This is a genomic window from Bacillus cereus group sp. BfR-BA-01441 (genome assembly GCF_022663075.1).
Lineage (GTDB): Bacteria > Bacillota > Bacilli > Bacillales > Bacillaceae_G > Bacillus_A > Bacillus_A cereus.
The window spans coordinates 1-12,541 of sequence record NZ_JAKUEU010000009.1; the positions used below are offsets into that span (position 1 = coordinate 1).

Below are 12,541 nucleotides of genomic sequence, written 5' to 3' on the forward strand. Positions count from 1 at the left end.
CGACAACCAAGGCGGAAACGACAACCAAGGTGGAAATAATAACCCGAAAGTAATAGTTGATCCGAAAAATTTAGTAGATGGCCAATATGATATTACATTTAAAGTATTAAAAGATAAAACAGATGAGATTTCAAAGATGAATGACTATGTTGTAAATCCAGCGAAATTAATCGTAAAAGATGGTAAAAAATATATTGAGATGACGCTGAAAAATAGTGCGTGGATTACGAAATTCCAAACGGAAAACAATGAACTATTCGCTGATGCGAAAGTAGTAAGCGAAGATAAAAATGTAAATACGCGAGTAGTACAGTTTGAAGTAGAAGATCTATTTAAAAAATTAAACGCAAAAGTAAAGGTAGACATCGATGAGATGAACTACCATCATTTCTACGATGTGCAAATTCAATTTGATACAAATAATATCGGCGCGTTAGGAACTCTTAAAGAGGAACCGAAAAATGAACCGAAAAATCCAGTGACTACACCGAAAGTAGATAATGTAAAAACAGTAGGTACTCCTGATTTTAACCGAAATGCAGATGGTCAGAAGAAAAAAGAAGATACAAAAAATGATTCGAAAAAAGAGAAAAACTCAAAAACTGCAGATACAGCACAACTTGGTTTATATATGGTGTTACTGCTAGGTTCACTTGCTTTACTAGTTCGTAAATATAGAGCAGGTAGATTGTAATTTTTGGAGTCTTGATGCATATTCGCGTGCATCAAGACTTGTTTCATATTGTATGGAAAGGAGTGGTGATTGAGAGTGAAGAAAATTGCAAGTGTACTAATGGCTATCATTTTGTTAATGAGTATAGCTGGGTGCTCATCACCAAAAAAAGAAACAGCAAAGCAGGTAAAGAGTGAGAGTAAAGAGCGCGTTGTTGCAACAACAGTGGCTGTTACTGAAATTATGGATGCGTTAGAAGTAGATTTAGTTGGCGTTCCAACAAGCTCTAAAACTTTACCGAAGCGATATAAAGGTTTACCTGAAGTTGGGAATCCAATGAGTCCAGATATGGAAAAGGTAAAGTCATTAAAGCCTTCAGAAGTGTTATCTGTGACAACACTTGAATATGAATTAAAGCCAGTTTTTGATGGTGTGGGTATGAAAGCAAACTTTTTAGATTTAACGAGTTTGAAAAATATGCAAAGTTCTATTAGCGATTTAGGTAAGAAATATGGGCGTGAAAAACAGGCCGAAGCAGTAGTAACTAAATTAGATAAAAAGGTTGCTAGCATTCAAAAAGAAGTAAAAGGAAAGAAAGAACCGACAGTACTTATTTTATTAGGTGTGCCGGGAAGTTATTTAGTAGCAACAGAGCATTCTTATATTGGAGATTTAGTGAAACAACTAGGTGGTAAAAATATTGTGCAAGGTGAACAAGTAGAATATTTAGCTTCTAATACAGAGTATTTAAAGAAAGCTGATCCAGATATTATTTTACGAGCAGCTCATGGTATGCCTGATGAAGTTGTAAAAATGTTTGATAAAGAATTTAAAACAAATGATATTTGGAAACACTTTGCTGCGGTTAAAAATAACCGTGTTTACGATTTAGAAGAGCGTTTATTTGGAACGACAGGCAATTTAGCAGCAATTGAAGCGTTAGATGAATTGAAAAAAATGATGTATCCGTGATGCATTTTAATATAAAGGAAGAGTAGAATGAATAAAAAAACTTGGAGTTTCCTCATTGTTACTGCATTGCTTATTGTTATGACATCATTGTCAGCGATGAAAGGGAGTTTAGAAGTAGGTATTGTTGAACTTGTACAAGGGATATTTACAGGTGGAAATGAAGATGTTGAAGTCATTAAAGATTTACGTTTCCCGCGTATTATTATTGCGTTGTTCACTGGAGCGGCTCTCGCTGTTTCAGGTGTGCTTTTTCAAGCTGTTATGAAAAATCCACTCGCTGATGCTGGGGTAATCGGTATATCTTCAGGAGCAAGTTTTATGACACTCGTTATTATTACGCTGTTCCCGCAATTCTTTTTCTGGACACCCGTATTCGCCTTTTTAGGTGGTGCGCTTGCATGTTATCTCGTTTATTCGTTTTCATGGAAATCAGGATTAAGCCCGCTTCGCATTATTTTAATTGGTATTGCCATTAATGCAATGTTTACTGGATTAAATGAATCATTCGTTACGATTTGTGGGTATTTTATTAAGAGTATTAAGCAAACGACGACTTCTAACATAACAATGAAGACGTGGGGCGATGTAGAAATAATGGTGACTTATGGAACGATTGGTCTTATTCTTGCTCTGTTCGTAGGAGCTTGGTGTAACTTATTATCGCTACAAGATAAGACTGCGAAAAACTTAGGCTTGCACGTGACGAGAGTTCGTCTTATTATTTCTGCCATTGCAGTACTCTTAGCGGCAGTATCAACAGCGATTGCAGGTGTTATTGCTTTTGTAGGATTACTAGTTCCGCATATTTCAAGACAATTAGTCGGTTCAGACCATAAAGTATTAATTCCATTTTCTGCTCTTGCAGGGGCGTTATTAATTTTGACGGCAGATACAATTGGAAGGTTAATTGTGCCACCTAACGAAATTCCAGCAGCAACAATTATGGCGGTTATTGGTGGTCCATTCTTAATATTTTTGCTTAGAAAGAGTGATAAAGTTCATGGAAATTAAAAATGTAACCTTTTCATACGATAACGTAACAAATAGTTTAAAGTCTGTTAGTAGTGAAATAGAAATTGGGAAAATTACAACAATCATTGGACCGAATGGATGTGGGAAATCAACATTACTTAGTGTCATGTCTAGAAACCACGCTCCTAGCAGTGGAGAAGTAATACTTGATGGGAAAGCGATTGGTGAATATAAACCGAAAGAGTTTGCTAGAAAGCTAGCAGTTGTCCATCAACAAAATGAGGCTCCAGCAGATATTACAGTGGAAAAGCTAATAAGCTTCGGGCGTATGCCATATAAAAATATATTCTCTCCGCAAACAGATGAAGATAGAGAAGCGATTGAGCGTGCACTAGTATGTACGAATTTACAAAGTAAGCGTGATAAGCCAATTTATGCTTTATCTGGTGGAGAGAGGCAGCGAGTTTGGATCGCGATGACATTAGCTCAAAATACACCAATGCTCTTCTTAGATGAGCCGACCACATATTTAGATATTTACTATCAGTTAGAAATATTAGAGTTAGTGAAAGAGTTAAATGAAGTGCATGGACTAACGATTGTAATGGTATTACATGATATTAATCAAGCCATTCGTTATAGCGACCATATTATCGTTATGAAAGATGGAGAAATCATTACGAAAGGTATTCCTAATGATGTAATAACAGAAGAAATGGTTAAAGCAATATATGGTGTAGATGTCATTGTAAAGCAGGATGAAGATACCGGATTGTACATGGTACCTATGGGAATCTAAAGGCTGAGCATAATCCGTTTTGAGGTGATAATTTGAATAGTAAGAAAGGACGGAAAAAGAATTCTTTTTTTCAACGCATACTTACAATTGTGTTTTTAGGAATCTTTTTCTATTCAATGTATGAGTTGGGCGGGATTTTCATGGATTATTATGAAAATCGTAAAGTAATGGCTGAGGCACAACATATTTATAAAAGAAGTCCAATGGAAGAAAAATCAGAAAATGGAGAGGTACGTAAACAGTTTCAGGATCTCCAGAAAATTAATCCAGAGATAGTCGGATGGATTACGATGGATGATACACAAATTAATTATCCAATCGTTCAAGCAAAAGATAATGATTACTATTTATTTCGTAATTACAAAGGTGAAGATATGAGAGCGGGAAGCATTTTTATGGACCATCGTAATGATGTGAAATCTCAAAATCGAAATACGATTTTATATGGCCATCGTATGAAAGATGGTTCTATGTTTGGTAGTTTTAAAAAAATGTTGGATGAAGACTTTTTTATGTCTCATCGTAAATTATATTACGATACATTATTTGAAGGATACGACGTTGAAGTTTTTTCAGTATACACGACAACAACGGACTTTTATTACATTGAAACGGATTTTGGAAATGATGCAGCATATGCATCGTTCTTAAAGGGAATTCAAGAAAAATCACTGTACAAAACGGATACGGAATTGACGGCTAATGATGAAATCGTAACACTTTCTACTTGTGATTATGCTCTTGATCCAGAGGCTGGAAGGCTAGTTGTACACGCAAAATTAGTAAAAAGAAATTAAAGAAAAAAGTATAGAATATGAGAAGTGATAGATAACGCTTCTCATATTCTATACTTTAAAAAAGGACTGTTCTTACTGTGCTGCAGCCATTGGCATACGTACAACTTTTACATCATAGTAAGCAATTTTATTATCAAGAATATATTCGGGCATTCCGCCTTGATGTGAGTGAGCATCTTTAAATGCAGCGCTCTTTGTCCAACCTTGGAAATCTTCTTTTGCATTCCAGCGAGTGCTAATTGTTACTTCATCATAATCAACTGTATTTTGTGTTAAAAGAACTTCTAGACCTAAAAAGCCTGGCATCGTTTCAACTTTACCTACTTTATTAAAACGCTCAATTAATTTATGCTCATTTCCCTTTGTAATTTTAGCTGTATTTGTAACAATAATCATGTTTATTCCTCCTATAAATGTAGCTATATTTTCAAGAACTCATATACATCAAATGATAATGAAAATCATTATCATTGTCAATGGTAAATGTGAAATATATAAGTTTTTTTCTATTATTTTGGACAGTGAGATTTTCATTTCAAAACGTAGTAAATATGTGGCGGTTAAGTGCGAGAATGAGCTAGTTGTACTAGCAAAGCAATAATATGGTATAGTGAAACGAGGCTGTTTTTTCAGTCTCGTTTTTCAAATGCTTCCTGTAGAGAAAGCATGCAAATGGAAAGGAAGTTATTATATGCGATTAGAAGTAACTGTAAAAATAAAACCGAAATTTATAAAAGAAATTAAAAGTGGATATCCGCTTATTTTAAAAGATGCGATTCAAAATTTAAATGATGTTCGTGAAGAAGGAACAATCATCAAAGTAGTAGATGAGAAGAACAACTTTGTCGGAAAAGGTTATTATGGAAAGCAAAATAAAGGATACGGCTGGATTTTAACGAGAAAAGAGAGTGAACAAATTAATCAATCTTTCTTTGAAAGTAAAATCAAATCTGCCCTACATAAACGAAAGCAATTTTATAAATCAAGTGATACGACAGCATTCCGTGTGGTGAATGGTGAAGGTGATGGTCTTGGAGGACTAATTATCGATTATTATGATGGCTACTACGTAGTAAGTTGGTATAGTGAAGGGATTTACACTTTCAGAGATGAGATTATAGCCGCTCTTCAAAAAGTAGCAAACTTTAAAGGTATTTATGAGAAAAAGCGTTTTGATACGAAAGGGAAATATATTGAGGGTGATGATTTCGTAGCAGGAGAGCGCGGCGAGTTCCCACTTATCGTAAAAGAGAACGGTGTGAACTTTGCGGTTTATTTAAATGATGGGGCAATGGTTGGTGTATTTTTAGATCAACGTAACGTTCGAAAACAAATTCGTGATAAATATGCAAAGGGAAGAACAGTGTTAAATATGTTCTCTTATACAGGTGCTTTCTCTGTATTTGCAGCGCTTGGCGGAGCAAGTAAAACGACGAGTGTTGACCTTGCAAATCGTAGTTTAAGTAAAACGATTGAGCAGTTTAGTGTAAATGAAGTTGATTATGGAGCACAAGATATTATTGTAGAAGATGTATTTCTTTACTTCAAATATGCAGCTAAGAAAAAGATGAAATTTGATATGGTCGTACTTGATCCTCCAAGCTTCGCCCGCTCAAAAAAATATACATTTAGTGCAGCAAAAGATTATAAAAATTTATTAAAAGAAACAATTGCTATTACAGAAAATAACGGTATTATCGTTGCTTCTACAAATTGTAGCGCATTCGATATGAAAAAGTTTAAAGGCTTTATCGATACAGCCTTTAAAGAAATGAATGGCAAATATAAAATATTAGAAGAACATTCTTTACCAGAAGATTTCCGTACCATTGATCAATTTAAAGAAGGAGACTACTTAAAAGTAGTTTTCATCGAGAAAATTAAAGGTTAATAAAGAAAAGGAGCTCGAGTTTACTTGAGCTCCTTTTCTTATTGAACGATATTTTGTACTCTACCGACTTGTCCGTCCTGCAATCGCACTTTAATGCCATGCGGATGGGAAGGGGAGTTTGTTAAAATATCTTTTACAATTCCACGTGTTAATTTGCCTGTTCGTTGATCTTGTTTTAATACAATATCAACTTCAAGACCGGGCGCGATATTAGAACGTTTTTGTCCGTTCATTTACACACCTGTACGTCTACGTTGGTTGTTTGTTTTCTTTGTTTGTTGGTTTTGTAATTTTTTCGTTTCTTGGCTTTGATTTTTTGCATTTTGACCATTTCCATTTCCTTGCTTTTTCTTAGCAAGTTGTTCGCGCATTAAATCAGCTAAGCTTACTTTTTTGTTTTCTGACATGATAAGTCTCCTTTATATAAAGTTAATTATGAACAATCGTAGTGAATTTCATCATATCATTGTTAAGGAAGGAAGGGAAGTTGGTTTGAAAATTCATATAATTGTTTCCAGTCTGTAGTAGTTACGATACAATTGGATTGTTAACGTTTGTAAAAAGGGGATAGACATATGTCACATCATATTTTATTAGTTGAAGATGATATCTCAATTCAAGAGATGGTGGAAAAGTATTTAATAAAAGAGGGTTTTCAAGTAACAATTGCGTCTGATGGAGAGGAAGGCGTGAACACATATTTAAAAGGTTCATTTGATTTGATTATCCTTGACATTATGATGCCAAAGCTAGATGGCTTAGAAGTTGTACGAATCATTCGAGAAAAAAGTGCTGTTCCGATTTTAATGATGTCGGCAAAAGATACAGATGTTGATAAAGCTGTTGGATTAGGACTTGGAGCAGATGATTACATTTGTAAGCCGTTTTCTATGATTGAATTAGCTGCACGTGTAAAAGCGGGTATTCGGAGGTCTACGAAATATTCGGCTACAGAAACAACAGAAAAGATGATTCAAATTGGTGATTTAACAATTGATCCAATTAATTTTACAGTTGAAAAAAACGGGAAGTCTCTCAAACTTACTTTAAAAGAATTTGAGATTTTAAAGCTATTCGTAAAGAACCAAAATCGTGTATTTACGAAAGCGCAAATATATACATTAGTTTGGAATGAAGAGTATTACGGTGACGATAACGTTATTAATGTTCATATGAGAAGATTGCGTGAGAAAATCGAAAGTGATCCATCTAATCCAGAATATATTAAAACGTTATGGGGCATCGGCTATAAGTTGGAAGTGATGTAATATGGTCAATTTGTTAATAGGTATTATTTTTATATTGTTATGTGTTATTTATATGCAATATAGAATGAGAAAAAATAGTAGTGAAAATTTACGATACACATATGAAAAGTTAGAAAGTATTGTAAATGACAAAACAGGCGAGACGTTACTCGTTATGACAGATGATCTAGAATTGCAAAAATTATTAGTGGCAATTAATCAATTATTAGATGCAAAACAGAAAACGAATGCAGATCATGCAAAAGTAGAAATTTCGATGAGAAAAATGCTTTCAAATATTTCGCATGACTTGAAAACACCACTAACAGTTATTCTTGGATATACAGAAATGTTAAATAAGGATAAAACGATAAATAAAGAAGAACAACAAATATTACTTGAAAAAGTGCATACGAAAACACTAGAAGTGATGGAGTTAATTCATAAGTTTTTTGACTTGGCAAAATTAGAATCTGGTGACAAAGCAATTGAAATGACAAAAGTAAATATGAATGAAGTTTGCCGCGAGAAGATTTTATCATTTTATGATTTAGTGACGACGAAAGGTTTTCAGGTTCATATTGATATACCAGAAAGAAATATATACGCACTTGGAAATGTAGAAGTATTAGGTAGGGTATTGAATAATTTAATATCAAATGCAATTACATATGGAGACGATGGAAAGGCACTTGGTATGACGTTAAGAGATGATGACACGGGCGTGTATATAGATGTATGGGATAAAGGAAAAGGGATTGATGAATCTCATATTGATAAAGTGTTTGAGCGTATGTACACACTTGAAGATTCAAGAAATAGATTGTACCAAGGAAGTGGTCTCGGATTAACGATTACGAAACGGCTTGTGGAAGCGATGGACGGGAAAATCCATCTTTCTAGTAAACCGTATGAAAAAACAATTTTTACAATTGTATTAACAAAGATACAGTTTTAGCTTGTAGAGCAGTAGATTCTACAAGCTTTTTTTCAGCGTAAGGAATTTGTAAGAAACGGGTAAGAAAAAAGAGATTTCCGTTGTCTATTATAGAAATATAGAGTATTGCGAAAGGGGAAAGTAACATGACATATATATTAAAAACAAATCAGTTAACGAAAGTGTTTAAAGGGAAAGAAGTTATTTCCGGTGTTAACATGCATGTGAAAAAAGGAGAAATTTACGGTTTTTTAGGACCAAACGGTGCTGGTAAAACAACGATTATGAAAATGATTACAAATTTAATAAAACCGACGAGTGGTGATATTGAAATCTTCGGTGAGAAATTAACAGATACATCTTATGAAGTATTAAAAAGAATGGGGACAATTATTGAATACCCAATCTTTTATGATAAATTAACGGCGAAAGAAAACTTAGACCTACATTGTGAATATATGGGCTACTACGATAAAAATGCAATTGACCATGCTTTACATTTAGTGAAACTACAAGGGATAGATAATAAAAAAGTAAAAGATTTTTCATTAGGAATGAAACAACGACTCGGTATTGCAAGAGCAATCGTGACAAAGCCAGAATTGCTCATTTTAGATGAACCCATTAACGGTTTAGATCCAATTGGTATTAAAGAGTTACGAGACTTATTTAAAATGCTCTGCAAAGAATATGGCATTACATTATTAGTTTCTAGTCATATTTTAGGTGAGATGGAACTAATGGCGGATACAATTGGTGTGATTCAAAATGGAAAACTAATAAAAGAAGTTTCAATGAAGAGTATTAACGGAAAACAAACAGAGTATATTGAAATCACTGTTCCTGATGTGAAACGTGCAACTTATATTTTAGAAGATAAACTTGGTATAAAAAACTACAAAATAATGAGTGGAAACATGATTCGGGTTTATGATACGTTAGCGTCTCAGCAGGCCATTTCAAAAGCACTTATTATGAACGATGTGGAAATTGAAAGTATTAATAAGAAACATAGTTCCTTAGAAGAATATTTCTTAAATGTAATGGATGGAGAAGGTATTCATGCTTAATGGACTGTGGCTGAACCTGGTAAGTGGATTTATCGTAATGCTAATAAGTGGAATTTTATATTATAGAAAACCAGGGCGGAAATGGTTGTTCAGTGTACTAGTGATAGGAATGTTAAGCTTCGTTACTGCTGGAATTAGAATGTTAGTAGCATAGAGACAGGTATATAAAGAATGGAGGCGTAATTTATATGTTTAAATTAATGAAGCTCGAATGGAAGAAACATAAATTATCTAGTTACTTTAAAGGGGTAGCAATTTGTATTATAGCAATTTTCGCTGCAGTAAGCCTTATGGCGTGGGGATCTAAGGTAGAGGATGATTTGATGTTCTCTAGCTATATGGAATACATGTCTTTAGCAAATATTCTTATTAGAATTACATTTATTATTTTTGCATCGGTTATTTTATCACGCTTAGTGATTGATGAATACAAGAACAAAACAATACAGCTACTATTTATGTATCCACTGCAAAGGAAAATGCTAATGAGTGCGAAATTAACAATTGTTTTTTGTTTTTGTTTTGTGAGCACGATTATCGCTACTTTCATTATTAGTTTGCTCATATTCTGTATGAATCCAATAATGGGACTACTTGAAACGCCTGTTACGATGGGGGAAATAATAGCTATCGTTCCAGCTACTATTATAAGTGCATTTATGATATCTGGTATTAGTTTAATTCCTTTATTTTTTGGAATGAGAAAGAAATCAACACCGACAACGATTACTTCTGCAGTAATAATTGGGATGATGATGAACAGTAACGTTGGTCCTGGAAATGGTCAAGTAAGTATGTTTGATTTTATAGCTATCCCAATCGTGCTCTGTTTATTAGGAATTTTCATTAGCTATCTATCGTTTCGTAAAATTGACAAGATAGATGTGGCGTGAAGCAAGCTTAAAACAAAAACGAACTGGGGTATGAATAGTGAAAAAAATGATAGTAATTGCAATATTATTCATTACAATTGCTAGTGTAGTTTTTGGTATTAAGGTATTTCAGGGGAAAGATTTTAAGAAAGAAAAGTCTTTTGATATAAATAATATAAAAGCAATAGAAGTAGACAATGAAAATTGGAATCTTGAGTTTAAAAGTACAGACGCTAATAAAATAGTAATTTCTGCTCAAGGTGAACAAGCAGATAAAGAGATAGATCCTGTCAAAATAGAAAATGACGAAAATAAAATTGTGATTAAGCAAAAACAAAAGGTGAACAGATTTTTTTATGGTTTTACGTTTAGAAAGAAAAATAGTATATGTATAGCTATTCCGAAGAAAGAGATAGATAAAATTGTATTAAATAATAAATCGGGTGATGTGAAAATAAACGATATAGTAGTAAAAAGCATCGTGATAAAAGGCAAATCTGGAGATGGAATGATTACAGGACTATCGGCAGAGAAGGGTGAATTTACATCCGAAAGCGGAGATTTAATGTTAAAAGATAGTTCATTACAAGAATTAAATATAAAGTCTACGACTGGTGATAACTATATCACAAATGTAAGTAACTCAAATATGAACATCACTTCAACATCTGGGGAAGTATTGCTGAAAGATATGATAGAAGGAAAATCATTATTTATAGAAACAAAATCAGGGGATATTGGCGTACGGTATAAAGGTGTCCCGGCATCATTGAAGCTTATGGCTAAAAGTAATTCGGCTGACGTAATAGTAGATTTAAAAGGACTTAAGAAAGATAAAAGTACAGAAAAAATAAAAGTAGGAACGATTGGTGATGCAAAAAACAAAGTGGAGATTTTAAGTAAGACAGGGGTCATTTATATTGATTAAGTCTTAGGAGGAGGGAGGACTATCATGCTACGTCTTATGAAGCTAGAACTGAAGAAAATTAAACTTGGCTGGTACGTGAAGAGAGCAGTAATTGCAAATCTTGCTATACTGGCATTATTGATTTTTGTTAGCATCGTTTCTCAAATAGAGGGAGATCCAGAAATAAGAGATCCGCAGGCCATTTTGTTAATGGCTAGTTCAATAGTGAGAGCAACATTTATTATTTTTGGTGCTGTACTAATAGCTAAGTTAATAATTGATGAATATAAAAACAAAACAATATTATTGATGTTTTCTTATCCAATTAATCGAAAGAAAATAATGATTAGTAAGTTGGCTATTACAGCAATATTAACATTCATAACAGTTATTTTATCTAATATTTTTGTAGTGGGGATTTTCATTGGAATAGATAGTTATTTTTCGATTCTTCCTAATTCATTCGCAGTAAATCAATTGATTCAAGAAGGGATAAATCTCGTTCCTTTAGCCATTGCCACTGCGGGAATAAGCTTAATTCCTCTATACTTCGGAATGCGTAAACGTTCAGTGCCAACTACTATTGTTTCGTCTATTATCGTTGTGCTAATCGCAATTAATAACCCACCAATATTTCCTATAGCGACCTTTCTTCCTCTTCAATTCGCATTTGCAGTGATTGGTGTGGCGATTGCTTATTATGGAATTAAAAATATTGAGAGGGAAGATGCAATATAAAGTTTCACATGAAACAAGTTACAGAAAAAGACAAGATGTGTAAACACCTTGTCTTTTTCTGTTGTTACATTTTAGGAGCTTCCATTCCAGCCGTAGCCCATTCTTCTTTTGCGGGACCATATACGCCAGGAACTGTTAAGCCGGCTTGTCGCATTAAAACCGTCATTTGCCCGCGGTGATGATTTTGATGATTAATAAGTGTCATTAAAAATATAGAATTCGGCATAGGGCGACCAAAGAAGTCATTAATAGTTGCTAAATCTTTATCAGTCCATTCGCTTTGAAGTGCTTCAACAAAAGCCGCGTTCACTTTACGGTACTCATCTGCAATTGTTTTTGCAGAAGTAGGAACAGGATAATCTTTCGTTTCGCCTTCAAACTTTAGCCCTGTGCCAGATAGTATAACAGGAATTGCCGTCACGATATGCCAAGCAACTCTGCCTAACGTCCAATGTCCAGGTGCAATTTCCTGTGATAAAGATGCATCGGTTAATGAATCAAGTATTTTCTGAGTAGACTCTGCTTCGTATGTCCATGATTGCAAGAAGCCTTCAATTGTTTGGTACATTATTGTTATCCCCCTCTACTTATGTTCATAGATTAAGTTCGAGAAGAAATGACAAGTTCCCTTTATGTTTTAATGATGGTATTTAAAATTTTATATAT

17 protein-coding genes are annotated in these 12,541 nt (G+C 33.8%); 13 read left to right on the forward strand and 4 right to left on the reverse strand.

Features of this window, described 5'->3' with window-relative positions:
* The 5 genes from MR107_RS06100 to srtB all read left to right on the forward strand — a co-directional run.
* On the forward strand, positions 1–694 hold a 694-nt coding region (locus tag MR107_RS06100; RefSeq protein WP_242292180.1), incomplete at its 5' end, for an NEAT domain-containing protein.
* Positions 695–763: 69 nt separating this feature from the next.
* A complete protein-coding gene (isdE, locus tag MR107_RS06105; protein ID WP_002182955.1) occupies positions 764–1,645 on the forward strand; it encodes a heme ABC transporter substrate-binding protein IsdE in 882 nt (293 codons plus the stop codon).
* A gap of 27 nt (positions 1,646–1,672) precedes the next feature.
* A complete protein-coding gene (locus MR107_RS06110; protein ID WP_001036848.1) occupies positions 1,673–2,656 on the forward strand; it encodes a FecCD family ABC transporter permease in 984 nt (327 codons plus the stop codon).
* Entirely contained in the window at positions 2,646–3,416 is a 771-nt protein-coding gene (locus tag MR107_RS06115; RefSeq protein ID WP_226368623.1) for an ABC transporter ATP-binding protein, read from the forward strand. Before MR107_RS06110 ends, MR107_RS06115 begins: the two co-directional genes overlap by 11 nt.
* Positions 3,417–3,448: 32 nt before the next feature.
* Positions 3,449–4,213 carry a class B sortase gene (gene srtB, locus MR107_RS06120; protein WP_242245136.1) on the forward strand — a complete coding sequence of 255 codons (765 nt, stop codon included), beginning with the start codon at positions 3,449–3,451 and terminating at the stop codon, positions 4,211–4,213.
* 72 nt (positions 4,214–4,285) lie between these two features.
* On the opposite strand, the gene isdG is transcribed toward srtB, so the two are convergent.
* Entirely contained in the window at positions 4,286–4,609 is a 324-nt protein-coding gene (isdG, locus tag MR107_RS06125) for a heme oxygenase (protein WP_242292181.1), read from the reverse strand.
* Positions 4,610–4,904: 295 nt separating this feature from the next.
* Between isdG and MR107_RS06130 the strand changes: the two genes are divergently transcribed.
* Positions 4,905–6,104 carry a class I SAM-dependent rRNA methyltransferase gene (locus MR107_RS06130; protein WP_242292182.1) on the forward strand — a complete coding sequence of 400 codons (1,200 nt, stop codon included), beginning with the start codon at positions 4,905–4,907 and terminating at the stop codon, positions 6,102–6,104.
* A gap of 38 nt (positions 6,105–6,142) precedes the next feature.
* On the opposite strand, the gene MR107_RS06135 is transcribed toward MR107_RS06130, so the two are convergent.
* Both MR107_RS06135 and MR107_RS06140 read right to left on the reverse strand, forming a co-directional pair.
* A complete protein-coding gene (locus tag MR107_RS06135) occupies positions 6,143–6,337 on the reverse strand; it encodes a YwbE family protein (protein WP_001014310.1) in 195 nt (64 codons plus the stop codon).
* Positions 6,338–6,511, reverse strand: coding sequence for a hypothetical protein (locus tag MR107_RS06140; RefSeq protein WP_001293578.1), 174 nt, complete (start codon positions 6,509–6,511; stop codon positions 6,338–6,340). It lies immediately after the preceding gene.
* 168 nt (positions 6,512–6,679) lie between these two features.
* Between MR107_RS06140 and MR107_RS06145 the strand changes: the two genes are divergently transcribed.
* From MR107_RS06145 to MR107_RS06175, 7 genes are all read left to right on the forward strand, one after another.
* Positions 6,680–7,372 (forward strand): response regulator transcription factor, encoded by a 693-nt coding sequence (locus tag MR107_RS06145; RefSeq protein WP_000018035.1) that lies wholly within the window; start codon positions 6,680–6,682, stop codon positions 7,370–7,372.
* Between the two features lies 1 nt (position 7,373).
* Entirely contained in the window at positions 7,374–8,309 is a 936-nt protein-coding gene (locus MR107_RS06150; RefSeq protein ID WP_000247675.1) for a HAMP domain-containing histidine kinase, read from the forward strand.
* A gap of 125 nt (positions 8,310–8,434) precedes the next feature.
* Entirely contained in the window at positions 8,435–9,358 is a 924-nt protein-coding gene (locus MR107_RS06155; RefSeq protein ID WP_000221062.1) for an ABC transporter ATP-binding protein, read from the forward strand.
* Positions 9,351–9,512, forward strand: coding sequence for a hypothetical protein (locus MR107_RS06160; protein ID WP_000931816.1), 162 nt, complete (start codon positions 9,351–9,353; stop codon positions 9,510–9,512). Before MR107_RS06155 ends, MR107_RS06160 begins: the two co-directional genes overlap by 8 nt.
* A gap of 34 nt (positions 9,513–9,546) precedes the next feature.
* Positions 9,547–10,251, forward strand: coding sequence for an ABC transporter permease (locus MR107_RS06165; RefSeq protein WP_000475536.1), 705 nt, complete (start codon positions 9,547–9,549; stop codon positions 10,249–10,251).
* Between the two features lie 37 nt (positions 10,252–10,288).
* The gene (locus MR107_RS06170; RefSeq protein WP_086403983.1) at positions 10,289–11,158 is read left to right on the forward strand and encodes a DUF4097 family beta strand repeat-containing protein; all 870 of its coding nucleotides are present in this window, start codon (positions 10,289–10,291) and stop codon (positions 11,156–11,158) included.
* Between the two features lie 24 nt (positions 11,159–11,182).
* Complete coding sequence (locus tag MR107_RS06175) at positions 11,183–11,875, forward strand: ABC transporter permease (RefSeq protein ID WP_242292183.1); 693 nt, start codon at positions 11,183–11,185, stop codon at positions 11,873–11,875.
* A 64-nt stretch (positions 11,876–11,939) separates the two neighbouring features.
* Here the strand turns inward: MR107_RS06175 and MR107_RS06180 are convergent, their stop codons facing one another.
* Complete coding sequence (locus MR107_RS06180) at positions 11,940–12,443, reverse strand: DinB family protein (protein WP_000284968.1); 504 nt, start codon at positions 12,441–12,443, stop codon at positions 11,940–11,942.
* Positions 12,444–12,541: the final 98 nt, after the last annotated feature.

Excerpts from the sequence above, each read along its gene's own strand:
- MR107_RS06110 (WP_001036848.1), top strand. The coding sequence starts at position 1,673 with ATGAATAAAAAAACTTGGAGTTTCCTCATTGTTACTGCATTGCTTATT.
- MR107_RS06115 (WP_226368623.1), top strand. The coding sequence starts at position 2,646 with ATGGAAATTAAAAATGTAACCTTTTCATACGATAACGTAACAAATAGT.
- isdG (WP_242292181.1), bottom strand. The coding sequence starts at position 4,609 with ATGATTATTGTTACAAATACAGCTAAAATTACAAAGGGAAATGAGCAT.
- MR107_RS06130 (WP_242292182.1), top strand. The coding sequence starts at position 4,905 with ATGCGATTAGAAGTAACTGTAAAAATAAAACCGAAATTTATAAAAGAA.
- MR107_RS06135 (WP_001014310.1), bottom strand. The coding sequence starts at position 6,337 with ATGAACGGACAAAAACGTTCTAATATCGCGCCCGGTCTTGAAGTTGAT.
- MR107_RS06140 (WP_001293578.1), bottom strand. The coding sequence starts at position 6,511 with ATGTCAGAAAACAAAAAAGTAAGCTTAGCTGATTTAATGCGCGAACAA.
- MR107_RS06145 (WP_000018035.1), top strand. The coding sequence starts at position 6,680 with ATGTCACATCATATTTTATTAGTTGAAGATGATATCTCAATTCAAGAG.
- MR107_RS06150 (WP_000247675.1), top strand. The coding sequence starts at position 7,374 with ATGGTCAATTTGTTAATAGGTATTATTTTTATATTGTTATGTGTTATT.
- MR107_RS06155 (WP_000221062.1), top strand. The coding sequence starts at position 8,435 with ATGACATATATATTAAAAACAAATCAGTTAACGAAAGTGTTTAAAGGG.
- MR107_RS06160 (WP_000931816.1), top strand. The coding sequence starts at position 9,351 with ATGCTTAATGGACTGTGGCTGAACCTGGTAAGTGGATTTATCGTAATG.
- MR107_RS06165 (WP_000475536.1), top strand. The coding sequence starts at position 9,547 with ATGTTTAAATTAATGAAGCTCGAATGGAAGAAACATAAATTATCTAGT.
- MR107_RS06175 (WP_242292183.1), top strand. The coding sequence starts at position 11,183 with ATGCTACGTCTTATGAAGCTAGAACTGAAGAAAATTAAACTTGGCTGG.
- MR107_RS06180 (WP_000284968.1), bottom strand. The coding sequence starts at position 12,443 with ATGTACCAAACAATTGAAGGCTTCTTGCAATCATGGACATACGAAGCA.